Raw genomic sequence first — 26,258 nt, 5'->3', positions numbered from 1 at the left:
TGAACCATCCGGACCCGAGTCCTCGTCTACAGGGCGGCTCGGCACGGACCCGACGCTTCTCGGCACGGACACGACGCTTCGAGGAAAGGACGGCGGACATGGTGCGCGTCTCCTACGACTACGACCTGATGACCGTCCTCGCACGCCATCTGTGGCACCTCCGCGACGAACTCGACGCCACCTCGCACACGGACAAGACGTTCGCCGCCGGGGACATCGGCCCGCGCCGGGAGACGGCCGAGGCGCTGGAGGACTTCTACGGCGCCTGGAAGAAGTCCTTCGGCGAGGGCTGGCAGGCCATGACGGACCTCGGCAACCTCCTCGACAAGGCGGGCAAGGCCTTCTACGACCAGGACGCCTCCCAGGCCGCCGGCGCGGCCCAGCAGGTCACGGCCCAGGTCCGCGGCGAGGCCACCCGGCAGAACGAGACCCGCAAGCAGCAGCTGAACGGCAAGCTCCGCGCGGACGAGGCCGGAAGACTGGAAGCCCGCTACAGGACCCAGCAGGCGCGTCTGAAGAAGGAACAGGACGCGCTGGTCGAGAAGCGGAAGAAGTTCGACGAACAGACCGCGGCCCAGCAGAAGCGGCAGGAAGAGCTGAACAAGGAGCAGGAGGAGCTCGCCCGGAAGCGGGAGCCCCTGCTGAAGGAGCAGGACGCACTCCAGGCCAGACAGCAGCAGCTCTGGCAGGAGGAGAAGGATCTCCTCAGGCAGCGCGAGGAGAAGCTGCAGGTCAGGCGGGACGAGCTGCAGAAGGACTACGAGGCCCTCCGCAAGGAGCAGGAGCCCCTGATCAAGCAGCAGGAGGAACTCCAGCGCAGGCAGCAGCAGCTCTGGGAGGACGAGAAGGCCCTCCGTGCGGAGCAGGACGCGGCCATGCAGAAGAAGGTCACCGCTCTGGAGGAGGAGCAGAAGGCCTACGACGGCAAGCAGGACGTCCTCCAGGAGAAGCAGGAAGCCCTGTGGAAGGAACGGCGAGCCCTGCTGGACAAGGACGGCGTCACCCAGGCCGAACTCGACGCCTGGCAGCGCCGTCAGGACGCCCTGGACAAGGAGCGCGACGCCCTGTGGGAGTCCGAGGGCAAGGGGCTCGCCGGGCGCTGGGAAGCCCTGGAACAGGAACAGCGCGATCAGGAGAAGGCGTTCGCCCCGCTTCGTGAGCGGCAGAGGGAACTCGACGACGAGCGTGACGCGCTGAGCCGCGCCCAGGAGCCCCTCTCCGAGCGGCAGGACGCACTCCAGGCCAGGCAGAAGGACCTCTGGGCCCTGGAGAAGTCCACCCAGAAGGAGGTCGAGGGCGCCGTCAAGGTCAAGCAGGACGACCTGGACTCCGATCGCGCCGACCTCCAGACCCGACTGGACCCCCTGGACCAGGAGTCGAACGACCTTCAGGCCCGCCAGAAGGAGCTGTGGGACGACCAGTCGGAGACCGACAAGGAGCAGACCGCGCTCACCGAGGAGGAGAAGCCCGTCCAGCAGCGGCAGCAGGACCTCCAGGACTCCTTCGGCGAGGAGTACGACAAGCTGCGCGACTGGGACCCGGACAAGGACGCCGACGTCGGCCGGCTCAGGGGCATGCGCGGTCAGCTGGACGATCTGCCCCCCGAGGCCTTCGTCCCCAAGGGCTACACGATCGAGGACGCCAACAACACCACCACGGTGTCGTACCAGCTCGACGAGAACGGTGAGATCAAGGTCGACAAGAACGGCGACCCCGTCGAGACGACCACCACCGTCACCAACAAGAACACGGGCCTTTCGTACTCCGAGACGTACCACGCGCTGGCCAAGGACGGCGACTCCGTCACCACGATCCGCAGCTCCGACGGCAGCGTCACCAAGATCTACATGGACTCGTCGCCCGAGGACGCGCCCGACGGGTGGATGAGGCGCTACGTCACCGACGAGACCGGCCGGGACACTCTCCAGATCTGGACCAAGCGGCCGGACGGTGACTGGGAGCTGACCATGGACAAGGAGACCTACCTCAACTCCGAGGCCGGCAAGGAGGACGACCAGCAGCGGCTGGACAGACCCCCCGCGTATCTCACGGTGGAGAACCCGCTCGTCGACGCGGGCGGCCGTCCCACCGGGTCCACCGCTCCGCCGACGACGACCACGGTGCAGGAGGGCGTCACCCGGACCGTCTACACCGGTGCGGACGGCTCCGTCACCAAGGTCGTCACCAACGAGAACGCCGGAATCCGCTTCGTCGCCGACGCGAGCAACGAGGTCCAGGAGATCTGGCAGCGGGCCGAGGACGGGACCTGGTACCTGAGGGAGTCCCTCACCCAGCACGAACGCATCAGCGCCGAACCACCCCTCGGAACACTCGGCGAGAACTGGCGCTGACCCCACCCGGGGCGGCCCGCCGCCGCACCCCACCCCCAAGCTCCCTGCGCGCGCGTTCCCCGCGTCGCCGGGTCCGTCAACAGAGAACGAGGTGCACCATGCCCAAGAACGTCATCGACGACGAAGAAGTCGAAGCAACGGCGAAGAAGCTGGACTCCGCGGTCAGCGACACGCTGGTCCCCCAGCTGTCCTCGCTGCAGGCCGACGTCGAGAACCTCCTCCAGGGAGGCCTGCTGCTGACAGCGACCAGCCCGAAGATGCAGATGTCCTACGCGAACTTCAACAAGTCGCTGACCGAGGCTGTGAACAACATCACGCAGTTCTCCAAGCAGTTCCGGGACGTCTGCAACGCCGTGAACAACCTCGACGCGCAGATCGCCGGCGGCATCCCCACCTGAGCCGGTTCCACCCCCCGAGCCGGGACGCCGCCCAGGATTCCCCCTCCGTCGGCGTCCCCTCCGCAGGGGTGCCGGTCCGTTTCCCCCCGGACCGGCACCCCTGTTCGGGTTTTTGGACAACTCATCAGTAACCTCAGGTTCCTCTCAGGACCCCTTGAAAGCTACTGAACCACTCATAGAATCCACCTTGCGGAACCTCACCTTCCACATGTGAACCGCGAGGTCATCCCGGGTACATGTGCTCAGCCCTGCCCAGCCAACGCCGCGGTCGCGGCGCCCGACCGGACCGGCACGACGATTCACGCCGGCACTGGGGGAATCCATGAGAACGTCCACGCCCAGTCCCGTCGCGACGGGGAGTGCTCTCGCCTCGGGCGAAGCACCGCCCGCCGGCGACGGATCCATCCGCAGACTCTACGAAGAGCACCACGGCCCGCTGCTCCGCTATGTCGCCGGCCTGATCCGCGGTGACCGCCAGCGCGCCGAGGACTTCGTCCAGGAGACCCTGGTCCGAGCCTGGCAGAGCACCGCGAGCCAGCCGCCCGACTGGTCGCCGTCCCGGGCCTGGCTGATGCGGGTGGCGCACAACCTGGTGATCGACTGGGCCCGGCGCGAGCGGCCGCACAACGAGGTCACCCACGAACACGCCCTGGAGCACCACGCCGAGACCGTGGACCCGATGAGCCAGGCCGTCCAGCGCCGCTTCATGGTCCACGCCCTCTCCCGGCTCTCCCACTCCCACCGTGAGGTGCTCTTCTACGTCTACGTCCTGGGCTGCACCGGCACCGACGCCGCCGACGCCCTGGGCATACCGCCGGGCACGGTGAAGTCCCGCACCCATCACGCCATACGGGAGCTGCGCCGTCGGCACCCGGAGCACACGCTGGCGGCGGCATGACCACGCCCGCCGTGCCGAGTCCCGGCCCGGCCATGTCCCACCCGAACGCCCTCGACCCGGCCCACGGCTCGGTTCTCGCGCTGGGTAAGCCCGGCGACTCGCTGCTCACGGTCCTCATCGTCGCCGTGGTCGTCCTTCTGCTGCTCCTTCTGCTGCTCCGGCACCTGGTTCGCAAACGGGGCGGCTGGCGGCGCTTCCGGCGTCGCGTCGGCCGTGAACTGACCCTGACCCGGCGGGCGTTCGGCGAACCGCTGCGCAGCTACCGGCGCCACCGGCGTGGCGTACGCGCCCTGGCCCGTCACCTGTCCGACCCCCGAGGCGGCCTGCTCGTACGGCGGCTGCTGGACGCGGCCGCGACGGCTCTGGCCGACGCGCCCGGGGCGGTCCCCCACGCCGTGCGCACGGAACCCGGGCTCGCGGCCGTACAGATCGCCGCCCGCCCGCTGCCCGAACCACCCGCCCCCTGGGAGTGGTCGGACGAGCCCGGCCCACAGCGCTGGGAGCTTCCCCTCGCGGAGGCGGAGGGGCTGCCGCAGGGCCGCCCGCGCACCGGTGCGCGCATTCGTCCGCTGCCGGTCGCCCTCGGCATGGCGGACGAGGCCTGCGTCCACCTCGATCTGGCCGCCGGACCACGGCTGATCACCGTCGAGGGCGACACCGCCGCCCGGGGCCGGCTGCTCCAGGCGCTGGCCGCACAGCTGGACCGGCCCGGCAGCGGGGCCTCGGTCACCGTCACGGCCGGGGTCCATCCGCAGTTCCCGGGGCAGCGGCTCGACGCCGTGCTGCGCGACCTGGAAGAGGCGGCCGAGGAGCCCTGGGAGACCGAGGGCGCCGGTGAGTTCGACGAGTCCGGCCGGGCCGCCACGACCGTGGTCGTCTGCGCCGCTCCCGGCCCGGAACAGGCCCGGCGGCTCGGTGCCCTCGCCGCCGCGGGCGCCGTCGTCTGCCTGATCGACGGCCGGGTGGCAGGGCACAGCTGGGCCCTGCGGGTCGACGTACGCGGCCGGGTGGTCGCGCCCGAGCTGGGGCTGGACGCGGACTCGGCCCCGCTGGGCGGAGCCGTCTCCGTCGCCGTCCGCGCCGACCGCCGCCGGCTGCGCCGCGAGTCCGCCCCTCGGCGGGGCGCACCCACCCGGCAGCGGTCCCGCGTCACGGAACCCCAGCCGCGGGAAGTCGAGGAAACCCGGCACTTCGAGGCGACCCAGGCGCTGGAGGAGGCCGAGGTCCGCCGGGAGGAGTCACCGGGGGCGGCCCTCCAGGCCCCGGCCCCCGCACGGACCACCACCGGATCCGAGCTGCTCGCCGAACCGGCCGCCGCCAGGGACCGCACCGCCGCCGCCTCCTCCGGCGCCCGAGAGGACTGACGTCCGCCGGCGGGGCCCCGAGCCCCGCGACAGGCCCCGGCCCGTCCGCCGCGAGAGGCGGAGGCCGCCAAGGGAGCCGACCCCGAGGCCGCCCCCGGTGGCCCGGCCCCACCGCACGGCGGACAGGCCCCGGCCCGTCCGCCGCACCCGAACCGCCCACCCCCGAGCACCCCCTAGGGGAGCAGTGAAACTCCTCATCACCACGGTCGCCGACGGCGACGCCACCGGCCGTCAGGACGTGCTGCTGAGCGCGTCCGGATCCACCCCCGTCGAGGATGTCGCCGCGCATCTGGCCCGGCTGCGCGCCGGTGACACCGACGAGACCGGGACCTCGCCCGCCGCACCGGGACCGGCCCCGGCCTGCTACCTGGGCGACGAGCCCCTCGCCCCGGGCACCCCGCTGGCCGCCACCCGTCTGATGGACGGCAGCGTCGTCGCCCTCGGCGCCCCGCAGCCGACCCCGGCCACCGCCTACGGCCCCGAACGCGACGCCATGCCCCAGCCGCACCGCGCGGACCACTCACCGGTGGTCGAACTCCAGGTGGTGGGCGGCCCGGACGCCGGACAGGTTCACCCGCTCGGCCAAGGCACGCACGGCATCGGCCCGCTGGCGGACGCGGCCGTCCCGCTCGACGGGCGGGGCATGCCGGGCGAGGGCGTCCGGGTGACCGTACGCCCGGACGGTTCGGCGATCGTGGAACTGCCCGAGGGCGGCCCGGCACGGCTGTCCGTCCCGGAGCCGCCGGAGCACCGGGGCAGGCCCAACACCCCGTTGCTGCCGCTCGCGGAGCAGGACGAGGAGGACGAGCCGGAGGACGCCGCCGACGCCGGCGCGGAACTCCCCGACGGCTGGGTGCTCTGGCCCGTGGGAGCGGAGCTGTCCGTCGGCGACCACCTGCTGCGGCTGACCGAACCGACCGTCAGGGACGCCGCGGTGGTGCCGTCCGAGGGCGGAGGCGGCCTGGACTACAACCGGCCGCCGCGCATCCTGCCGCACCTGGCGCCCGAGCGGTTCCGGCTGCCCGGACCGCCCGATCCCCCCGGACGCAGGCCGATTCCGCTGCTCGTGGCCCTCGCCCCGATGGTCTTCGGCGTCAGCATGATGTTCTTCCTGAACTCGTACTTCTATCTGCTCTTCATGTTCCTGTCGCCGGTGCTGATCGCCGCGAACTACGTCAGCGGACGGCGGCAGGCCCGCAAGGACTACGAGGAGAAGTCGAGCATCTACCGGCAGCGCCGGGCCTCGCTGGAGGAGGACGTCCGGCAGAAGGTCGCCACCGAACGACGGCTGCGCGCCGAGAGCGCGCCCGACCCGGCGGTGGCCGGACTGTGGGCGGTCGGCCCGGGCCGCCGGCTGTGGGAGCGGCGCCGGGGCGACCCGGACCACCTGGCCCTGCGCCTCGGCACCGCCCCGCAGCCGTCCCTGCTCGGCATCGACGACACCGCCCGCGAGGACAACCACACCGCCGTCCACTGGACGATCCCGGACGCCCCGGTCGGCGTCGACCTCGTCGAGTGCGGTGTGGTGGGCCTGGCCGGCGCGACCGGCCCGGTGCAGGCGCTGGCCCGCTGGATGACGGCCCAGGCCGCCGTTCTGCACACGCCGCGCGACCTGCGGATCGTCGTCCTCACCGACAAGGCCGCCGAGGACTCCTGGCACTGGGCGCGCTGGCTGCCCCACTCCCGCGACGGCCTGCCCGGCATCCGCGGCGGCGCCGTCACCCTGATCGGCAACGACCCGGAGACGGTCGCCAACCGCGTGGCCGAACTGGTCTCCACCCTGCGCACCCGGCAGCGGGCCGCCGAGTCCACCATGAGCAAGGCGCTGCTCAGCGAACCGGACGTCCTGGTGGTGATGGACGGCGCCCGGCGTCTGCGCGACGTACCCGGCGTGGTCTCGATCCTCAAGGAGGGGCCGGGCGTCCGGATCTTCCCCCTCTGCCTGGACCAGGAGGAACGGCTCCTGCCGGAGGAGTGCACCGCCGTGGTCCGCCACGAGAACCACCGGCTGACCCTGCGCCGCACCGGCCGGCCGGACATCACCGACATCCGCCCGGACCTGGTCGAACCCGAGTGGTGCGAACGCGTGGCCCGGGGCATCGCCCCGATCCGCGACGTCACCCCGGACGCCTCCGAGGGCCTGCCCGCCAGGGTCGGGCTCCTGGAACTCCTTGGTCTGCCCGAGCCGACGGCCGAGCAGATCGCGGCCCGCTGGGAGCGGCGCCCCGCCTCCACCGGCGTCCTGCTGGGCGCCGGCTACGACGGCCCGATCGCCTTCGACCTGGTCAAGGACGGCCCGCACGGCCTCGTCGCCGGAACCACCGGCTCCGGCAAGTCCGAGCTGCTGCAGACCTTCGTGGCCACGCTCGCCGCGGTCAACCGGCCCGACGAACTCACCTTCGTCCTCGTCGACTACAAGGGCGGCAGCGCCTTCAAGGACTGCGTCGACCTGCCGCACACCCTCGGCATGGTCACCGACCTCGACAGCCACCTGGTGCAGCGCGCGCTCACCTCGCTGTCCGCCGAACTGACCCGCCGCGAGCACATCCTGGCCGACGCCGGCGCCAAGGACCTCCCCGAGTACCAGGGCATGCGCCGCCGTACCCCCGCACTCCTGCCGGTGCCCCGGCTGGTGATCGTCATCGACGAGTTCGCCACCCTCTACCGGGAGATCCCGGACTTCATCCCCGGCCTGGTGAGCATCGCCCAGCGCGGCCGTTCCCTCGGCATCCACCTGGTCCTGGCCACCCAGCGCCCGGCCGGTGTGGTCAGCTCCGACATCCGGGCCAACACCAACCTGCGCATCGCGCTCCGGGTCACCGACGCCTCCGAGAGCATGGACGTCATCGACACCAAGGACGCCGTCAGCATCTCCCCGGCCACCCCAGGCCGCGCCCTCGCCCGGCTCGGCCACGGCACCGTCGTACCCTTCCAGACCGCCTACGCCGGCACCCCGATGCCCGGCACGCAGCCCGCCCCCGAGCCCCATGAGCGGCGGCCCGCGGAGGAGTCCCGTATCCAGGGCACCGAACTCTCCTGGCAGCGCCTCGGCCGCGCCGCGGGACCGCCCGGCACGGCGGAGTCGGACGAGGGCGGAGACCCGGCGGCGGACACGGCCGACGACGACGTCCCCACCGACCTCAACGCCCTGGTGGCGGCGGTCTCCGAGGCGGCAGGCCTCACCGGATGCGCCCCACAGCCCAGCCCCTGGCTCCCGGCCCTCGGCCAGAACCTCCTGATCGACGACCTGCCCCAGCCCGACGAACCGGGCGGCGCCCGCCTGGCCCCCGTCTCCTGGGGCCTGTCGGACCTGCCCGAGGCCCAGGCCCAGCTGCCCGTCCGCCTCGACTTCGCCGAGTTCGGGCACCTGTACGTCATCGGCATCCCGCGCTCCGGCCGCTCCCAGGTGCTCCGCACGATGGCGGGAGCCCTCGCCCGGGGCCACTCCAGCGCCGACGTGCACCTCTACGGCGTCGACTTCGCGGGCGGCGCCCTCACGGCGCTCGGCGTGCTGCCGCACTGCGGCGCGGTCGTGCCCCGAGGCGACATCGAGCGGTTGGAACGGCTGTTCGCCCGGCTCGACGGCGAACTGGAACGCCGTCAGGAACTCCTCACCGGGCGGCACGCCGGAAACCTCACCGAACTCCGCGAGACCGTCGGAGCCGGCTCCCGCCCGCCGCACGTCATGCTGTTCATCGACGGCTGGGACGCGCTGATCGAGGCCGTCGCCGACCACAACGGCGGCCGCCTGGTGGAACAGCTCAACCGGCTCCTGCGCGAGGGCGCCGCCGCGGGCCTGCACATCGTCGCCACCTCCGAACGCGCCCTGCTGTCCGGCCGGGCCACCGCCCTCAACGACAACAAGCTGCTGCTGCGCCTGAACGACAAGACCGACTACCACGCCGTCGGAAAGCGGGCGCGCGACGTCCCCGACCTCGTCCTCCCCGGCCGCGGCTTCACCTCCGACGGCGGCACCGAGATCCAGGTGGCGCTGCTCGCCCCCGGCGCCACCGGCCAGGAACAGGCCGAAGCGCTGCGCGCCATCGGCGCCGAGGCCACCCGCCGCGACGCCGGACTCCCGGCCGACCGCCGGCCCGCCCGTATCGGCACCCTGCCGGTGAAGGTCACGTTCACGGACGCGTACGAGAAGGTGGGGGAGGAGTTCCGCCGGCCGATGTGGGGCCTGCTGGGCCTCGGCGGCGACGACGTCTCCCCGGTGGGCGTGGACTTCGCGGACACCGCGCCCACCTTCTCGGTCGTCGGCCCGCCCGGCTCCGGCCGCAGCACCACCCTGGCCGCCCTGGCCGTCTCCCTGCTCGCCTCGGGTACCCGCCTGGTGATCCTCGCCCCGCGCGAGTCGCCGCTGCGCACCCTGGGGAAGCACCCCGGCGTACGGCTGGTCACCGCGACGGAACCCACCGTCGAGGAGTTCACCGAGGCCCTGGAATCCGGCGACGGGCCCCGGGTGGTCATGGTGGACGACGCCGACCTGTTCGTCCTGCCGGACATCGACCAGAACCTGCGCTCCCTGGCCCAGTCCGGCCGGGACCACGGCATCGGCATCGTCATCTCCGCCACCGCGGAGACCATGACGGGCGCGATGGGCTGGCTCAGTGCCCTGAAACGGCACCGCAAGGGCGTCCTCCTCGGCCCGCAGAGCGTCCTGGAGGGCGACTTTGTCGGCGCCCGCCTCGCCCACGCCCACTTGCGCGGCGGCCGCAGACCCGGCCGGGGCCTCACCGTCGACCAGCGCACCGGTGAACTGATCAACGTGCAGATCCCCGAGACCGTCCTCGACGGCGACGGCGGTGACGACGGGGGCGACACGACGGCCTGACCCCGGCCGAGAGACCGCAGCGCCCGGGGGACGAGGGCTCCCCGGGCGCTGCCTTAGGCTTACGGAGTGACCAACAGCAGCGACCGGAGTCAGGCAGTGGGCGTCAAGACATACGAAGTGCGTACTTATGGATGTCAGATGAACGTCCACGATTCCGAACGCCTGTCCGGTCTTCTGGAGGACGCCGGATACGTACGCGCGCCCGAGGACGCCGGCGAGGGCAACGCCGATGTCGTCGTCTTCAACACCTGCGCCGTACGGGAGAACGCCGACAACCGCCTCTACGGCAACCTCGGCCGCCTCGCCCCGATGAAGACCACCCGCCCGGGCATGCAGATCGCCGTCGGCGGCTGTCTGGCCCAGAAGGACCGGGACACCATCGTCAAGAGGGCGCCCTGGGTGGACGTCGTCTTCGGCACGCACAACATCGGCAAGCTGCCCGTCCTGCTGGAGCGCGCCCGCGTCCAGGACGAGGCCCAGGTCGAGATCGCCGAGTCCCTGGAGGCCTTCCCCTCCACGCTGCCGACCCGCCGCGAGAGCGCCTACGCCGCCTGGGTCTCGATCTCCGTCGGCTGCAACAACACCTGCACGTTCTGCATCGTCCCGGCCCTGCGCGGCAAGGAGAAGGACCGCCGGACGGGCGACATCCTCGCCGAGATCGAGGCCCTGGTCGGCGAGGGCGTCTCCGAGATCACCCTGCTCGGCCAGAACGTCAACGCGTACGGCTCCGACATCGGCGACCGCGAGGCGTTCAGCAAGCTGCTGCGGGCCTGCGGGAAGATCGACGGACTGGAGCGGGTCCGCTTCACCTCTCCCCACCCCCGCGACTTCACCGACGACGTGATCGCCGCCATGGCCGAGACACCGAACGTGATGCCGCAGCTGCACATGCCGATGCAGTCCGGCTCGGACACGGTCCTGAAGGCCATGCGCCGCTCGTACCGCCAGGAGCGCTACCTCGGGATCATCGAGAAGGTCCGCGCCTCCATCCCGCACGCGGCCATCACCACCGACATCATCGTGGGCTTCCCCGGCGAGACCGAGGAGGACTTCGAGCAGACGATGCACGCGGTCCGCGAGGCCCGCTTCACGCAGGCGTTCACCTTCCAGTACTCCAAGCGCCCCGGCACGCCCGCCGCCACCATGGAGAACCAGATCCCCAAGGAGGTCGTCCAGAAGCGCTACGAGCGCCTGGTCGCCCTCCAGGAGGAGATCTCCTGGGAGGAGAACAAGAAGCAGGTCGGCCGCACGCTGGAGCTGATGGTCGCCGAGGGCGAGGGCCGCAAGGACGGCGCCACCCACCGCCTCTCCGGCCGCGCCGCCGACAACCGCCTGGTCCACTTCACCAAGCCCGACCACGAGGTCCGCCCCGGTGACGTCGTGACCGTCGAGATCACGTACGCCGCCCCGCACCACCTCCTCGCCGAGGGTGCCGTGCTCGACGTACGCCGGACGCGGGCGGGCGACGCCTGGGAGAAGCGGAACGCCCTTCCGGCGGACAAGCCGGCCGGTGTGATGCTGGGCCTTCCCAGGATCGGTGTGCCGGAGCCGCTGCCGGTGGCCACGACCGGCGGTTGCGACGTCGGTCAGTAGCGGGTCCGGCTCAGCGGCGGCGGTCGTTCGCGGACCGCGGGTGCGTGGGAGTTGTTCGCGCGGTTCCCCGCGCCCCTGACGGGGGCGCGGTCGTCGTCCCGCGAGTCGCGGAAGTTACCCTGCGGATCATGCTTGTAGCCGCCGCCGTCTGTCCCTGTCCGCCGCTGCTCGTGCCGGAGGTCGCCGCGGGGGCCGCGCCCGAGATGAGTACGGCGCGGGACGCCTGTGCCGAAGTACTCGGGGTGCTTGCCGCCGCTCGGCCCGACCGGCTGGTGGTCGTGGGCCCCGCCGAGCGGGACGGGCGGCACCCGCAGGGCTCCCGCGGTTCCTTCCGGGGCTTCGGCGTGGACCTCGACGTCCGCCTGGGGCGCGGCGGCACGACCGACCCGGCACCCTCGCAGGCCACGCTCCCCGCCTCCCTCGCCGTCGCCGCCCGGCTGCTCGACCGCGTCGGCTGGGCCGACACCCCCGTGGAAGGGCTCGGGGTGGGGGGCTCGCGCTCCGTCGAGCGGTGTGTCCAGGCCGGACGGGACATCGCCGGGTCGGCCGAACGGGTGGCTCTGCTGGTGATGGGCGACGGCAGCGCGTGCCGGACGCTGAAGGCCCCGGGGTATCTGGACGACCGCGCGGTCGGCTTCGACGCGGAGATCGCCCGTGCGCTCGCCGCCGTCGACATCGCGGCCCTTCAGGCGCTGGACGCCGGGCTCGCGCGCGAACTGCAGGCCTCCGGCCGCGCCCCGTGGCAGGTCCTGGCCGGCGCCGCCGAGAGCGCGACGCTGGGTGGCAGCCTGCTGTACGACGACGCGCCGTACGGCGTGGGCTACCTGGTGGCCGTCTGGTCGTAGATCGAAAGCGGTGGGGCGGAAGCCCGGCTCGGCTGCCGCAAGGGGCGTACATGGCGGACGGCCGGGAGCGTGAGACGCTCCGCGGCCGTCCGGCGATGTGAACGTTCAGGAAGCAGGGGGCGGTGGTGTGGCGCCGCCACCCGGAGGTGGGGGCGTGTGGCCGCCTGCCGCAGGCGGGGGTGTGTGCCCGCCGCCCGCCGACGGGGGCGTGTGGCCGCCGTCGTCCTGGTGCGCGAGTCGGTCCATGGCGTGCTTCGCCTTGCCCGTGCCCGACTGGATCTTGTGGCTGTACTTGCCCTTGGTCTTCTTGTCGACCGTGTGCGCGGCCTTGTCGAGACCGTGCTGGACCCTGTGCTCGTGCTTCTGCGCGAGGTGCGAGACCTTGTCCTTGGCCGGGGAGAGTTTGGATTTCAGATTATCCAGCAGATCCATGGTTCACCTTCCCGCGCGGGGCAGTCACTTGCGGGCGCCCTCACTGGCCTCGTTGTCGGCCGCCTGCTCGGCGGTCTGCTGCTTGGGGATCTCCACGTCGTCCGCCGCGTCGACGGCCTCGGCCGCCTGCTCGGCAGGCTCGTCCTCGGTCGCGGCCTTGCCTTCTGGCTGGGCGACCTCGGTGGATCCCTTCGCCTCGTCCGACTCCTCCGCCTCGGTCTCGGCGGTCGGTGCGGGTGCCGTCACGGCGGCCTCGTCCGCGTCCTTCGCCTTGCGCCGGAAAAGTGAAAAAACGCCCATGTCAACCTCAATGCTAATCATGCGGGGTAATTCCCGCGCTCTCCCGGAGTGTCCCATTGCGTCATCCGGGCCGCCGGCACTCGAATCCGGCGCTTCGAACTCCCCACACGCAACGACCCCGGCTCCGTCGCGTCACGTAGCTCGTTCGAGAAGAGGCCCCGACATTTGCGAGACTGGGGTCGTGAGTAGCGCAGTTCCCCCTCCCCGAGTCATCGCCGTCGTCGGACCGACCGCGGCCGGAAAATCCGATCTGGGTGTCTTCCTTGCCCGGCGCCTCGGCGGCGAGGTCGTCAACGCCGATTCCATGCAGCTCTACCGGGGGATGGACATCGGCACCGCCAAGCTGACCCCCGGAGAGCGCGACGGAGTCCCGCACCACCTCCTGGACATCTGGGACGTCACGGCCGCCGCCAGCGTCGCCGAGTACCAGCGGCTCGCCCGCGCGCGCATCGACGCCCTGCTCGCCGAGGGACGCTGGCCGATCCTGGTGGGCGGCTCCGGGCTGTACGTCAGAGGGGCCGTCGACCATCTGGAGTTCCCCGGCACCGACCCCGAGGTCCGCGCCCGTCTGGAGGAGGAGCTGACCCTGCGCGGCTCCGGCGCGCTGCACGCCCGGCTCGCCGCCGCCGACCCCGAGGCCGCCCACGCGATCCTGCCGAGCAACGGGCGCCGGATCGTCCGGGCCCTCGAAGTGATCGAGATCACCGGTAAGCCGTTCACGGCGAATCTCCCGGGCCATGACTCGGTCTACGACACCGTCCAGATCGGCGTCGACGTGGCGCGCCCCGAACTCGACGAGCGCATCACCCGCCGCGTCGACCGCATGTGGGACGCCGGACTGATCGAAGAAGTGCGCTCCCTCACGGCGCAGGGGTTGCGCGAGGGGCGTACGGCGTCGCGTGCGCTCGGCTACCAGCAGGTCCTCGCGGCGCTCGCCGGGCAGTGCACCATGGACGAGGCGCGAGCCGAGACCGTGCGGGCCACCAAGCGCTTCGCGCGCCGCCAGGATTCATGGTTCAGACGCGACCCGCGGGTGCATTGGCTCAAGGGGGGGCTCGCCGACCTGACGGAACTCCCGCAGCTCGCGCTGGCGTTGGTCGAACGACCGGTCACAGCCTGATCACGTCATGGCATCGGGTCGCCCCGGCGGTCATCCCGGCCTCCGGGGGCGTGCCATCATCGAGCTTCGATCGACCAAGTGGAGTCCGAGTTGGGAGGGCGCGTGGCGATGGAGGCCGGCCCTCGCGACACCGCACAAGGCGCGGAGCACGGCACCGCGGAGGACGCGGAGCAGCTGGTTACCGAGGGGTACGCACTGGATCCCGACGACGACCCGCTGAGCCCCGACGGTCCGGAGGACCAGACTCCCGGTGGTGTGAGCGACGACGGACCGGAACCGGACGAGATGTCCGGGCCGGAGGTCGAGGTCGAGCTGCGCCCCCAGCGCAGACTGCGGCTCTGGCAGCTCGCGCCCATCGTGGGCCTCGCCGCGGTCGGCTCCCTGATGTTCGCCTTCCCGCTCGCCTTCGAGTTCGGTGACGGCGGCGCCGTGGTCGCCATGCTCGGCCTGCTGATCTGCGCCACCTCGGCCGGCTGGGGCATGATGGCCGCCCGCCGCGTCGGTTACACGTGGCCCGGCCTGCCCGCCCGCGGCTCCGGCCGCCGCCCGGACTGGCGGATGGCCCTGCTCTACGTCCTGATCGTCGCCGCGGTGGTCGTCCTGGCCGTGTGGCGGGTGGCGCGGCTCCGCTAGAGCGCCCCGCACGGGGCGCGGGGCCGTATCGGCATACGGCTCCGCCACCGGGCGCGACCAGCCACGATCGACCCGCGCCGACCCCCGCACCCTCCGTCGGCCTTCCCCGCGGAGCGCTCCCGTACGATCGAGGAATGAGCACGCGGATCGCCTTCCTCAAGGGCCACGGGACCGAGAACGACTTCGTGATCGTCCCGGATCCCGAGAACGCCCTCGACCTCTCCCCGGCCGCCGTCGCCGCCCTGTGCGACCGCCGCGCCGGCATCGGGGGCGACGGTGTGCTCCACGTCGTACGGTCCGCCGCGCACCCCGAGGCGAAGGGGCTGGCGGCCGAGGCGGAGTGGTTCATGGACTACCGCAACGGCGACGGGTCGATCGCCGAGATGTGCGGAAACGGCGTCCGGGTCTTCGCCCGCTACCTCCTGCACGCCGGTCATGTCGCCGAGGGCGACCTCGCGGTCGCCACGCGCGGAGGCGTGAAGAGGGTCCACATCGACAAGGACGGTGACGTCACGGTAGGCATGGGCAGCGCCCGCCTCCCCGAAGGGGACGTCACGGTGAGCGTCGGCGAGCACAGCTGGCCCGCGCGCAACGTGAACATGGGCAACCCGCACGCGGTCGCCTTCGTGGCCGACCTCGCGCAGGCGGGCGACCTGCTCTCCCCGCCGCCCTTCAGCCCGGCCGCCGCCTACCCGGACGGTGTGAACGTCGAGTTCGTCGTCGACTGCGGTCCCCGGCACGTGGCGATGCGCGTCCACGAGCGCGGCTCCGGCGAGACCCGCTCCTGCGGCACCGGCGCATGCGCCGTCGCCGTGGCCGCCGCCCGCAGGGACGGCGCCGACCCGGCCGTCACGGGCACCCCGGCGACGTACACCGTCGACGTACCCGGCGGCACGCTGGTGATCACCGAACGGCCCGACGGCGAGATCGAGATGACCGGCCCCGCGGTGATCGTCGCCGAGGGGGAGATCGACGCCAAGTGGCTTGAAAGCGCGGCGCGTTGAGGTGTGGTAGGGCTTGACTTGGCGGTGTCCGGAGCGCGGCCGCCGTGTACATCCAAGCCCACCATGCGTGCAGAGGCGCGAATCCATGGCGCACCCCGGATGAGCTGACTCGAAACCGCGCACCTCGGCACCTTCCCTCGAATGGGTGATCCGTTTCACGCTCGGCGAGAGGCGGTCGGACGGGCGTGATGGGGTCGGTAGCATCAAGCACCGGCACGGACGGGGGAACGACACGATCCCCTGAGCCGCCGCACGCCATGGGGCACCCGTCCGCCGGTCCACGCAGCCGGAGGTGCCCATGAGCGCGGAGGCCACGAACCCCGCCGTATCGCCCGCCCCTGCGCCGCCGCCAGCGCACCGCAGGAAGGGCCGACCCCGTATCGACCTGCGCCGTCTGGGCCGCGCCGCACTCCTGGGCCCGGCGACTCGCGACCGGCTGCCCGACGCGATCAGCCATGTCGCCGAGGCGCACCGCGCCCACCATCCCGACGCCGACCCGGAGGCGCTGCGCCGGGCCTACGTCCTCGCCGAGTCCTCGCACCGCGGTCAGATGCGCAAGAGCGGTGAGCCGTACATCACACACCCGCTCGCCGTGACCCTCATCCTCGCCGAACTGGGCGCGGAGACAACGACCTTGACGGCCTCTCTGCTCCACGACACCGTCGAGGACACGGATGTGACCCTCGATCAGGTGCGCGAGGAGTTCGGCGAGGAGGTGCGGTATCTCGTCGACGGCGTCACCAAGTTGGAGAAGGTCGACTACGGAGCCGCCGCCGAGCCCGAGACCTTCCGCAAGATGCTCGTCGCCACCGGCAACGACGTCCGCGTGATGTCGATCAAACTCGCCGACCGGCTGCACAACATGCGCACCCTCGGCGTGATGCGCCCCGAGAAGCAGGAACGCATCGCCAAGGTCACCAAGGACGTCCTGATCCCGCTCGCCGAACGGCTCGGTGTCCAGGCGCTCAAGACCGAGCTGGAGGACCTCGTCTTCGCGATCCTCCACCCCGAGGAGTACGCGCACACCCGCGAACTCATCGCGGAGAACGAGGCGCGGGAGAGCGACCCGCTCGCCGAGATCTCCGACGAGGTGCGTGGGGTCCTGCGCGAGGCCGGCATCCAGGCAGAAGTCCTCATAAGGCCACGCCACTTCGTCTCCCTGCACCGGGTCTCCCGAAAGCGCGGACAGCTGCGCGGCTCCGACTTCGGCCGGCTCCTGGTCCTCGTCAACGAGGACGCCGACTGCTACGCGGTCCTCGGCGAACTGCACACCTGCCTCACCCCCGTGGTCTCGGAGTTCAAGGACTTCATCGCCGTACCGAAGTTCAACCTGTACCAGTCACTGCACACGGCCGTCGCCAGGAGCGACGGCCAGGTCGCCGAAGTCCTCATCCGCACCCACCAGATGCACAAGGTCGCCGAGGCCGGCGTCATCGCGCTGGGCAATCCCTACGCCGCTCCCGCGGAGGAGCAGGCCGACGGAGAGGGCGAGCGCATCGACCCCACCCGCCCCGGCTGGCTCTCCCGGCTCCTCGACTGGCAGGAGGCTGCACCGGACGCGGACATGTTCTGGTCGACCCTGCGCGAGGACCTCGCCCAGGACCGCGAGATCACCGTCTTCCGGCCCGACGGGGGCACGTTGGGGCTCCCCGAGGGCTCCAGTTGCGTGGACGCGGCGTACGCGCAGTACGGCGAGGACGCGCACGCCTGCATCGGCGCCCGCGTCAACGGCCGCCTGGCGAGACTGAGCACCGTCCTGAAGGACGGCGACACCGTCCAGCTCCTCATGGGCCAGGACCCGGCCTCCGAGCCCTCCAGAGAGTGGCTGGACCACGCCCACACGCCCGGCGCGCGCATCGCCATCCAGCGCTGGCTCGCCACCCACCCCTCGCCCGTCGCCGACGAGGAGCACGCGGAACGGGACGGCGCACGCAAGGACGGGACACCGCCCCTCCGCCCCGCCATGGACGAACCCGCCGCCACCTCCGACACCGTCGGCGCCGTGGTCGTCGTCGACAGGCCCGAGGCGACCGTACGCCTCGCCGGCTGCTGTACGCCCGTACCGCCCGACGAGGTCACCGGCTTCGCCGTCCGCGGGGGAGTGGTGACCGTGCACCGCGTCGAATGCGTCACGGTGACGCGCATGAAGGGCCTGGGGCGCCCGGAGATCGAGGTGCGCTGGGGAGACACCACCGAGTTCCGGGTCACCCTCGTCGCCGAGTCCTTCCAGCGGCCCCACCTGCTCGCCGACCTCACCGAGGCCATCGCCCTCGAAGGCGTCGCCGTCGTCTCCGCCACCGTCGAGCCCCCGACCCAGCAGCGCGTCCGTCACACCTACACGCTGCAGCTCCCGGACGCCGCCCACCTCCCGGCCCTGATGCGGGCCATGCGGAACGTGCCGGGCGTGTACGACGTGGGCCGGGCCCAGCACCAGGCGGCGGCCGCCCACTGACCCCGGCGGCCGGCCGTGCACCGATCTCGGTGGCCGGCCGCGCGGTGACCCCAACGGGTGGAGGCGGCCCGGCAGACGGCGGGCCGCTCGTTCGGGTGGGACCGCTGCGCGTCGGCAGCGCGGAGCACGGGCGCGCTGGTAGCGGTGGTCCATGCCGCTCACCCCACGCCCCAGGAGCCGCGTCCAGGCCGCGCTGCTCGCCTCCGCCGTCTCCGTCTGTCTGATCGCCGCGAGCGCCCCCGCACCCGCCGTGCCCCTCGGCATCGGCGACCGGCTCTTCCCGCACCTCGGCAACCCGGGATACGACGTGGAGTCGTACGACCTCGCGTTCACCTACCCCGGCAGAAACCGCGAGCCGCTCACCGCCGTCACCTCGATCGACGCCCGGACGACCTCCCGTCTGGAACGGCTCAACCTCGACTTCTCGCACGGAAAGGTCGGCTCCGTGGAGGTCGACGGGGAGTCCGCCGCCTTCACGAGCGCGGGGGAGGACCTGGTGATCACACCCAGGGAGCCGCTCCCTCGGGGCAGCCGGACCCGCATCACCGTGCGGCACACCAGTGACCCGGTGTACACGGGGGACAAGGAGGGCGGCTGGCTGCAGACCGCCGACGGGCTCGCCATGGCCAACCAGGCCGACGCGGCGCACGTGGTGTTCCCCTGCAACGACCATCCCTCCGACAAGGCCATGTTCACCGTCCGCGTCACCGTGCCGGACGGGTACACGGCCGTCTCCAACGGCCTCGCCGTCGGTAGGGACCGTGCTCCCGGAACCACCACCTGGACCTACCGTACCCAGCACCCCATGGCTACCGAACTGGCCCAGGTCTCCATCGGCCGTTCCGCGGTCCTCCACCGCACCGGACCGCACCGCCTCCCCGTACGCGACGTGGTGCCCGCGAAGGACCGCGAGAAGCTCGAACCCTGGCTCAGGAAGACCCCCGCCCAGATCGAGTGGATGGAGGGCAAGGTCGGCCGGTACCCCTTCGAGACGTACGGTGTGCTGATCGCCGAGGCGCAGACCGGGTTCGAGCTGGAGACACAGACCCTCTCCCTCTTCGAGAGGGAGTTGTTCGTCCGGCCCGAGTACCCCAAGTGGTACGTCGAGTCGATCATGGTGCACGAGTTGTCGCACCAGTGGTTCGGCAACAGCGTCAGCCCCCGCACGTGGTCCGACCTGTGGCTGAACGAAGGGCACGCCACCTGGTACGAGGCCCTGTACGCCGAGGAGACCGCGGGCAGGACCGTGGAGGCGCGCATGAAGGCCGCGTACGGCGCCTCCGACCGCTGGCGGACCGCCGGGGGACCGCCTGCGGCACCGAAGGAGCCCAGGAACGGCCAGAAGATCGGCATCTTCCGGGCGAACGTCTACGACGGGGCCGCGCTCTTCCTGTACGCCCTGCGCGAGGAGATCGGCGGCCCCGCCTTCGCCCGGCTCCAGCGGGCCTGGGTCGCCGTCCACCGGGACGGCGTCGCCTCGACCGCGGACTTCCAGGAGCTCGCCTCCGCGATCGCCGGCCGCAAGCTGGGCGGCTTCTTCCACGCCTGGCTGTACGAGGTGCGGACACCGCCGATGCCGGGGCACCCCGACTGGAAGTCGGCGCCGGTGGAGGCCTCGGAGAAGCGGTAGCCGGTGATCCACCGGGGTGTGGCCCCGGTGCGAACGGGAATAACCCGGGTGACGAGACGGGGCGTCCCGTGCGACCATCTTCGAGTCGGCGGCGGGAATCTCCCGGACGCCCCGGGCGTTGTCGCCAGTGACGGATCGTGATCCGTCGACCTTCGTTATCCCTCTCGACGTAAGGACCCAATGACCTCCTCTTCTTCCCCTTCCCAGGCCGCACAGAGCGCCTTCGCGCAGAACGACCCCGAGAATCTTCGGGCCGATGCCCTGATGGAAGAGGACGTCGCCTGGAGCTTCGAGATCGACGGAGAGCGGGACGGCGACCAGTTCGACCGCTCCGACCGTGCGGCCCTGCGCCGTGTGGCGGGCCTCTCCACCGAACTCGAGGACGTCACCGAGGTCGAGTACCGCCAGCTCCGTCTGGAGCGCGTCGTACTCGTCGGTGTCTGGACCACGGGAACCGCGCGGGACGCGGAGAACTCGCTGGCCGAGCTGGCCGCCCTCGCGGAGACCGCGGGAGCGCTCGTGCTCGACGGCGTGATCCAGCGCCGCGACAAGCCGGACGCGGCCACCTACATCGGCTCCGGCAAGGCCAACGAGCTGCGGGACGTCGTCCTCGAATCGGGCGCGGACACCGTCATCTGCGACGGTGAACTGAGCCCTGGCCAGCTGATCCACCTCGAAGACGTCGTCAAGGTCAAGGTCATCGACCGTACGGCCCTGATCCTCGACATCTTCGCCCAGCACGCCAAGTCCCGGGAGGGCAAGGCACAGGTCGCGCTCGCGCAGATGCAGTACATGCTGCCGAGGCTGCGAGGCTGGGGTCAGTCGCTGTCCCGGCAGATGGGCGGTGGCAAGGGCGGCGGCCTGGCCACCCGTGGTCCCGGTGAGACCAAGATCGAGACGGACCGGCGGCGGATCCGCGAGAAGATGGCGAAGATGCGCCGGGAGATCGCGGAGATGAAGACCGGCCGCGAGATCAAGCGCCAGGAGCGCCGCAGGAACAAGGTGCCCTCGGTCGCCATCGCCGGTTACACCAACGCCGGCAAGTCCTCGCTGCTCAACCGCCTCACGGGCGCGGGCGTGCTGGTCGAGAACTCCCTGTTCGCGACCCTCGACCCGACCGTGCGCCGGGCCGAGACCCCGAGCGGGCGGCTGTACACGCTGGCGGACACCGTCGGCTTCGTACGTCACCTGCCGCACCACCTCGTCGAGGCGTTCCGCTCCACGATGGAGGAGGTCGGCGACGCCGACCTGATCCTGCACGTGGTCGACGGTTCGCACCCCGCGCCGGAGGAGCAGTTGGCCGCCGTGCGCGAGGTCATCCGTGACGTGGGCGCGACCAAGGTGCCCGAGATCGTGGTGATCAACAAGGCGGACGCGGCCGACCCGCTGACGCTGCAGCGGCTGCTGCGGATCGAGAAGCGCTCCATCGCGGTCTCGGCCCGTTCCGGCCAGGGCATCGATGAACTGCTTGCCCTGATCGACAACGAACTGCCGCGCCCCTCGGTCGAGATCGAGGCGCTCGTGCCGTACACCCACGGCAAGCTCGTCGCCCGCGCCCACACCGAGGGCGAGGTGATCTCCGAGGAGCACACCCCGGAGGGCACCCTGCTCAAGGCCCGGGTGCACGAGGAGCTGGCGGCCGATCTGGCACCGTACGTTCCGGCGGCGACGGCCTGACGGTCGACTGAATCGCCCGTACGTTCGATGCTCGACCGGCACGTCTGATGCCTCTGACGCAGTCGTACGTCCCGAAGGCCCGCCCTCTCCGCCGAGGGGCGGGCCTTCGGTATGTGCGGGGGCACCGGCCGCTTGGTGCCCCCGCACACCCCCCGTCCGTCCCCCGCGCTACGCGGTCTTCTCCGTGACCTCGTAACCGGGGGAGGTCTCCAGTTCGCTCTCGGCCATCGAGCGGGCGCGTCCGCCGTAGTAGGCGGCGATCAGCTCGCCGGGGCCGTAGGCCGGGTGCCCGGCACGTGCCCTGTTCAGCCGGACGAAGATGTTCCACTCGTCGTGGCAGCCGAGGCTGTACGAGCCGCCCGCGCGCACGGTGTAGAAGCGGACGAACTCCTTGCGCCTGGCCTCCCACACCCTCGCGTCGTCGCGGTCGGTGAGATCCAGGGGGCGGCGGTTGCCGGCCGGTCCGGGGACGGTGCCGAAGTCGGTCCAGAAGTCGGGGTCGACGGCGTACTTGCGGGCGAAGTACGCCTCCACCGCGGCCACCAGCGCACCGCCGCCGCCCGAGTCCGCGCGGAAGAAGCCGTGCATGTCGTCGGGGCCGAGGAAGTAGAACGCGTCGAAGAGACCGCCGAGCTGAAGCTTGTGGCGTGAGGGCTGACCGGGCGGGCCGGGCAGATCCGTGAGGTAGTGGTCCTCGGCCAGGACCCGGGTCCACATGCGCATGTAGTCTCCGCCGGTCGGCCGGGCGGTGGCCATGAGGTCGTCCAGGTTCAGCGGCCGGCCGGTCTCCCGGGCGAGTTCGGCGATGTGCCGTGCGACCAGTCCCGTGCCCTCCTTCGACTCCAGCTGATACGCGGCCGGGTTGACGACGAAGAACCGCTCGCCCCATTCGGACGCCAGCCGACGGGCCACGAAGTTCGCGATCTCGGTGTTGGTCCGGAAGTGACCGCCGCCCCGCGAGCTGATCGGGCAGCTCAGATAGACGATGACACGGTCCTCGGCCTGGGCGCGGGCGATGTCCGACTGGATGAGGGCGACATGCTTCTCGAAGACGTCGAACCAGTCACCCGTGTGCCACTCGAAGCGGATGTCCGGTCCGCCGGTGACCGGGAAACCGGTCTCGGTGGGCACGACCGCGCGGGTGAAAGGGGTGGATCTCCCGGGGGCAGGGGCAGGGGCAGGGGCAGCGGCGCTGGTGGTCGGGCTCGCGGCGGCAGGCGTCTTGGCGCTGGTCGTCTCGGTGGTGGTGGTCAGGATCGGGTTCTCGGGCATGGGGTCCGTCCTCACCTTCCCCAGCCCGTCGGGCCGAGCAGGTTGTTGTTGCGTACCTTGATCCGGTCCGGGACCTCCGCGTTGTAGGCGGCGACGAAGTCCCCGCCCAGCTCGTCCTCGGCGCCCGTCTCGTCCATCACGCGCAGCACGGTGAACCAGGAGTTGAGCAGGCCGTCGAAGTGCACGATGCACCAGGTCAGTTCGACGGTCATCGCGTTGACCCAGGCGGCCAGATAGGCCTCCGTCCCGGTGCCCGGGACCTCCGCGAGCGGTCCCTTCGCGATGTTCTCCGCGGCCACCCCGCGCAGGACCTCGCGCAGATCGGCGAACTGCCGGTCGGTGACCGAGTGCGGGTCCCGCTGGATCGCTTCCGCCAGCCGCAGGCAGTGCTGCTGCGGCACGGTGTAGAGGGGTTCGACGACCCCGTTCCAGGCGAAGGTCCGGTCCTCCCAGTCCGGGCGCCCCGTCGAGTCCACCAGCCGCAGCAGCATCTCCTCGGCGCGCGCCGCCCGCTGCGCCGGGTCCACGTGCGGCAACCGGCCGCTCAGCACGCCGTAGCCGATGAAGCTGTGGTGGGTGAGGGAGTACCGGCTGCGGTTGAGCAGGCTCACCAGGTTGATGACCAGTTCCTTGGTCACCCGGTCCACGAAACCGCCCTGCGGGAACAGGATGTCCTGTCCGTCCGGGTCCCCGGGAGGCCGGGGCGCGGGCGCGTACCGAGGGGCGTCGAAGATGAACGAGTTGGCGTACTCGACCTCGGTGAGCGCGAGCCCCGGCAGCCACGCCATCGTCCGGAACAGGTTGCTGGGAATGCCCCAGTCCCGGACCGATCTGTCGAGCTCGGTCCGGACCCGGGCCTCGGTCCGCCCGGCGGGCAGCACGGGCACACGGGGGCCGGGGGCGACGGGCGGGATCAGATCGGACATGGGGGTCACGCTCCTCTGCTTCGTTGTTCGGTGTCGGTCGTCAGCCGAACGGCGTCAGGCGGCCGTACCTGTCCGCCCAGTGCCCGGTCAGCCCCGGGAAGCGGTCCAGTACCTCCCGCACAGCCTCCCCGGACCGCGGTTTCATCTCCTGCGGCAGCCAGAGGTGGCCGCCCTGCTCCGGCGGGGCCAGACCGCGGACCAGGCTCCGGACGATCACCCGGTCGCGCCGGGAGTCCTCGCCCTCGCCCTCGGGCCGGTGCGGGTTCTGGGCCACGGCCGAGGCGGCGCCCCGGGTGGAGATCTGGTCGATCTCCGGGACGAGCCGCCAGAGCTGCTGGGCCTGGTAGCTGGTGACGGAGCCGGCGAGGTTGGCCTCGATGCCGCGGTGGTGGCAGTAGTCGACGAAGAACCGGATGTCGTCGAGGCCGAGGATGCCCCGCCGCTTCAGACCGGTCGTCTCGTCGACGTCCAGGGAGTTGAAGTCGGTCATGTCCGGGCTGCGTTCGGTGGCGACGAGTCCGACCCGGGCCACCTTCAGCAGGACGCTGGTGTCGAGCATCATCGCGCCCGCGCCGGCCCGGACGGTCGCGTCGACCATGCGGGCGATCGCCTCGCGGTCGGTGCGGCGGGCGGAGCGGTCCCCGGTGATGCCGTAACGGGCGTGCGGGAACAGCTCGTTGAGGGCGACCGTCGTGTGCCGGGTGCCCTCGGGCAGGACGCCGTGGTCGACCAGCGACTCCAGGTCCACCTGACCGGGGTCGGTGAACAGGAGCTTCCCGTCCTCGTCCCGCAACGTCCCGGCCGCGTATGCGGTGAGGTCGAAGCCGTGCTCCGCGCCGGGCTCACAGGGGTGGAACTCGCGCAGTCCGACCAGGGCCTGGCGGATCGCGCGCACCGAGCGACGCTCCTCCCACAGATCGAGGTCCTGGGCGAACAGCACCGACATCACCTGGGTGTGCGAGAAGCCCTCGGTGCGCCGCAGGGTCTGCACGCACTCGCGCAGCACATCGGTGAGCAGGCCGGTCTCCATGCCGTCCAGGCCCACCTTCACGATGCCGCAGGGGTGCACACGGGTCCCCATGGACACCGCCACCCCGAGCGCGGCCTGGGAGGCCTTGCCGGCGATCTCGTACGCGGACTTCTGGATCGCCGCCCCGGTACCGGAACGGTCGAAGAGCAGCTGGTCCTCGCCGATGTTGGTGGAGAGCTGGACCTCCAGATCGCGCCGGAATCCGAGGACCGCGTCGCTGATCGCCATGATCTGCTGCGGCTTGATATTGCCGAGGGCGCTGCGCGGATCCTCGCTGTCGATGATTCTGCCGCCCCCGAGAACGGCCTCGCGTGCCTCCTGCGGATTGAAGACACTGACGAGCAGTTTGCGGTTCGTCGTCCGGTCATCGGTCATGAGAAAACCCCGGTATCGGATCGCTGCGTCGGATCGCGCGGACTCGCACGGATTTGCCATTTCCCGGCCCCTGTGCCGTCCTGGACGGCGGCCGGTTCATTAGCCGTCCGCGATGGCCATTCGAATGTCGCAGTACGGGGCGCGCCGTGTCCAATAGATTCGTTGATAACCTCTCGGCATGGATGTGGATCTGCGCTTGCTGCGATCATTCGTCGCGGTCGCGGAAGAACTTCACTTCACCCGTGCGGCGCAGCGCCTGCACATTACGCAGCCCGCGCTTTCCAAACAGATCGAACAACTGGAGCGATCCCTTCGGCTGCCGTTGCTGAAGCGCTCCAGCCGTTCCGTGACCCTGACCGCCGCCGGGAGGGCGCTGCTGCCCGGAGTGCGCCGCATCCTGGCCGACTGGCAGGGCGTGCTCGGTGCGGCCCAGGAGGCGGCGGCGACGGAGGAGCGGACGCTGCGGGTCGGGTTCATCGCCAACGCGGCCAGCGAGCTCACCCCGCGGATCCTCGCGACGTTCGGCATGATCCGGCCGGACTGGCGGGTCGTGATGACCCAGGCGCCGTGGATCGACCCCACCGCCGGGCTGGCGGGCGGCGACGTGGATGTGGCCCTGGTGAGGCTGCCGCTGCCGCACGGTCCGTCGAGCATCCGTACGCAGGTGTTGCTGTCCGAGGACCGCTGGGTCCTCATGGCCTCCGGACATCCGCTGGCCGGGCAGGACGTGGTGCGCTTCGAACAACTGCTGGACGAGCCGTTCGTCGCCGTGCCCGTGGAGTCCGGGGTCTGGCGCGACTACTGGCTGGCGCTCGACCACCGCGACGGTCATCCCGTGGTCATCGGCGCGGAGGTGAACAGCACGGACGAGTGGATGGAGGCCATCGCCAACAACTTCGGGGTCTGCCTCACGGGTGCCTCGACCGCGCGGTTCTACCCCCGCCCCGGTGTCGTCTGCCGCCCGATCGACAGGATCACGCCCACGGAGGTCGCCGTGGCCTGGCGTGCGGCCGACCACCGTGAGGTGGTCGCCGACTTCGTCACGGCCTGCGCGGAGACGGTCGCGGGGGCGGGGGCGGGGGACGCGAGGGCGGGGGACGGAGGGGTCGGCCCGTGACCGA

The 26,258-nt window shown here is 71.6% G+C and carries 19 protein-coding genes; 14 read left to right on the top strand and 5 right to left on the bottom strand.

Translation table 11 applies throughout. The features are described from left to right. The first annotated feature begins 98 nt into the window (after nucleotides 1-98). The 7 genes from OG622_RS14555 to OG622_RS14525 all read left to right on the top strand — a co-directional run bounded on the left by OG622_RS14555 (nucleotide 99) and on the right by OG622_RS14525 (nucleotide 12,286). On the top strand, nucleotides 99-2,351 hold the full coding sequence (locus tag OG622_RS14555; protein ID WP_371576434.1) for a hypothetical protein: 2,253 nt from the start codon (nucleotides 99-101) through the stop codon (nucleotides 2,349-2,351). Nucleotides 2,352-2,449: 98 nt separating this feature from the next. Then, the gene (locus OG622_RS14550; protein ID WP_371576432.1) at nucleotides 2,450-2,749 is read left to right on the top strand and encodes a hypothetical protein; all 300 of its coding nucleotides are present in this window, start codon (nucleotides 2,450-2,452) and stop codon (nucleotides 2,747-2,749) included. Between the two features lie 322 nt (nucleotides 2,750-3,071). Next, nucleotides 3,072-3,647, top strand: coding sequence for a sigma-70 family RNA polymerase sigma factor (locus OG622_RS14545; RefSeq protein WP_371576431.1), 576 nt, complete (start codon nucleotides 3,072-3,074; stop codon nucleotides 3,645-3,647). Continuing rightward, nucleotides 3,644-5,011, top strand: coding sequence for a hypothetical protein (locus OG622_RS14540; RefSeq protein WP_371576430.1), 1,368 nt, complete (start codon nucleotides 3,644-3,646; stop codon nucleotides 5,009-5,011). The genes OG622_RS14545 and OG622_RS14540 overlap by 4 nt, the downstream gene beginning before the upstream one ends. 184 nt (nucleotides 5,012-5,195) lie before the next feature. After that, nucleotides 5,196-9,848: an FtsK/SpoIIIE domain-containing protein gene (locus OG622_RS14535; protein ID WP_371576429.1), complete on the top strand. Its 4,653-nt coding sequence runs from the start codon at nucleotides 5,196-5,198 to the stop codon at nucleotides 9,846-9,848. A gap of 66 nt (nucleotides 9,849-9,914) precedes the next feature. Next, entirely contained in the window at nucleotides 9,915-11,441 is a 1,527-nt protein-coding gene (gene miaB / locus OG622_RS14530) for a tRNA (N6-isopentenyl adenosine(37)-C2)-methylthiotransferase MiaB (protein ID WP_371576427.1), read from the top strand. 128 nt (nucleotides 11,442-11,569) lie between these two features. After that, nucleotides 11,570-12,286 carry a class III extradiol dioxygenase subunit B-like domain-containing protein gene (locus OG622_RS14525; RefSeq protein ID WP_371576425.1) on the top strand — a complete coding sequence of 239 codons (717 nt, stop codon included), beginning with the start codon at nucleotides 11,570-11,572 and terminating at the stop codon, nucleotides 12,284-12,286. A 105-nt stretch (nucleotides 12,287-12,391) separates the two neighbouring features. Here OG622_RS14525 and OG622_RS14520 read toward each other — a convergent pair whose 3' ends face one another. Continuing rightward, the gene (locus tag OG622_RS14520) at nucleotides 12,392-12,718 is read right to left on the bottom strand and encodes an antitoxin (RefSeq protein WP_371576424.1); all 327 of its coding nucleotides are present in this window, start codon (nucleotides 12,716-12,718) and stop codon (nucleotides 12,392-12,394) included. 24 nt (nucleotides 12,719-12,742) lie between these two features. Then, complete coding sequence (locus OG622_RS14515) at nucleotides 12,743-13,018, bottom strand: hypothetical protein (RefSeq protein ID WP_371576422.1); 276 nt, start codon at nucleotides 13,016-13,018, stop codon at nucleotides 12,743-12,745. A gap of 181 nt (nucleotides 13,019-13,199) precedes the next feature. Between OG622_RS14515 and miaA the strand changes: the two genes are divergently transcribed. The 6 genes from miaA to hflX all read left to right on the top strand — a co-directional run bounded on the left by miaA (nucleotide 13,200) and on the right by hflX (nucleotide 21,534). Beyond that, entirely contained in the window at nucleotides 13,200-14,138 is a 939-nt protein-coding gene (miaA, locus tag OG622_RS14510; RefSeq protein ID WP_371576420.1) for a tRNA (adenosine(37)-N6)-dimethylallyltransferase MiaA, read from the top strand. Between the two features lie 102 nt (nucleotides 14,139-14,240). Next, nucleotides 14,241-14,771, top strand: a complete 531-nt coding sequence (locus OG622_RS14505; RefSeq protein ID WP_371576419.1) for a hypothetical protein — start codon at nucleotides 14,241-14,243, stop codon at nucleotides 14,769-14,771. 134 nt (nucleotides 14,772-14,905) lie between these two features. Then, a complete protein-coding gene (gene dapF / locus OG622_RS14500; RefSeq protein ID WP_371576417.1) occupies nucleotides 14,906-15,775 on the top strand; it encodes a diaminopimelate epimerase in 870 nt (289 codons plus the stop codon). Nucleotides 15,776-16,073: 298 nt separating this feature from the next. Next, nucleotides 16,074-18,227, top strand: coding sequence for a bifunctional (p)ppGpp synthetase/guanosine-3',5'-bis(diphosphate) 3'-pyrophosphohydrolase (locus tag OG622_RS14495; protein ID WP_371576415.1), 2,154 nt, complete (start codon nucleotides 16,074-16,076; stop codon nucleotides 18,225-18,227). Nucleotides 18,228-18,378: 151 nt separating this feature from the next. After that, nucleotides 18,379-19,857, top strand: coding sequence for a M1 family metallopeptidase (locus OG622_RS14490; protein ID WP_371576413.1), 1,479 nt, complete (start codon nucleotides 18,379-18,381; stop codon nucleotides 19,855-19,857). Nucleotides 19,858-20,037: 180 nt separating this feature from the next. Further along, nucleotides 20,038-21,534 carry a GTPase HflX gene (gene hflX, locus OG622_RS14485; RefSeq protein ID WP_371576411.1) on the top strand — a complete coding sequence of 499 codons (1,497 nt, stop codon included), beginning with the start codon at nucleotides 20,038-20,040 and terminating at the stop codon, nucleotides 21,532-21,534. A 168-nt stretch (nucleotides 21,535-21,702) separates the two neighbouring features. On the opposite strand, the gene OG622_RS14480 is transcribed toward hflX, so the two are convergent. From OG622_RS14480 to OG622_RS14470, 3 genes are read right to left on the bottom strand one after another with little or no spacing between them, the layout of a single operon-like run. Then, the gene (locus OG622_RS14480) at nucleotides 21,703-22,806 is read right to left on the bottom strand and encodes a hypothetical protein (RefSeq protein WP_371576410.1); all 1,104 of its coding nucleotides are present in this window, start codon (nucleotides 22,804-22,806) and stop codon (nucleotides 21,703-21,705) included. An 11-nt stretch (nucleotides 22,807-22,817) separates the two neighbouring features. Next, nucleotides 22,818-23,732, bottom strand: coding sequence for a hypothetical protein (locus tag OG622_RS14475; RefSeq protein WP_371576408.1), 915 nt, complete (start codon nucleotides 23,730-23,732; stop codon nucleotides 22,818-22,820). A gap of 40 nt (nucleotides 23,733-23,772) precedes the next feature. Further along, on the bottom strand, nucleotides 23,773-25,137 hold the full coding sequence (locus tag OG622_RS14470; protein WP_371576407.1) for a (5-formylfuran-3-yl)methyl phosphate synthase: 1,365 nt from the start codon (nucleotides 25,135-25,137) through the stop codon (nucleotides 23,773-23,775). 178 nt (nucleotides 25,138-25,315) lie between these two features. On the opposite strand from OG622_RS14470, the gene OG622_RS14465 reads away from it, so the two are divergent. Beyond that, entirely contained in the window at nucleotides 25,316-26,254 is a 939-nt protein-coding gene (locus OG622_RS14465; RefSeq protein ID WP_371576406.1) for a LysR family transcriptional regulator, read from the top strand. Nucleotides 26,255-26,258 lie beyond the last annotated feature (4 nt).

This window comes from Streptomyces sp. NBC_01314 (assembly GCF_041435215.1).
In the GTDB taxonomy this organism is placed as follows: Bacteria; Actinomycetota; Actinomycetes; order Streptomycetales; family Streptomycetaceae; genus Streptomyces.
Note: the sequence above shows the minus strand (reverse complement) of the source record. Positions and strands in the feature narration are given on the sequence as shown.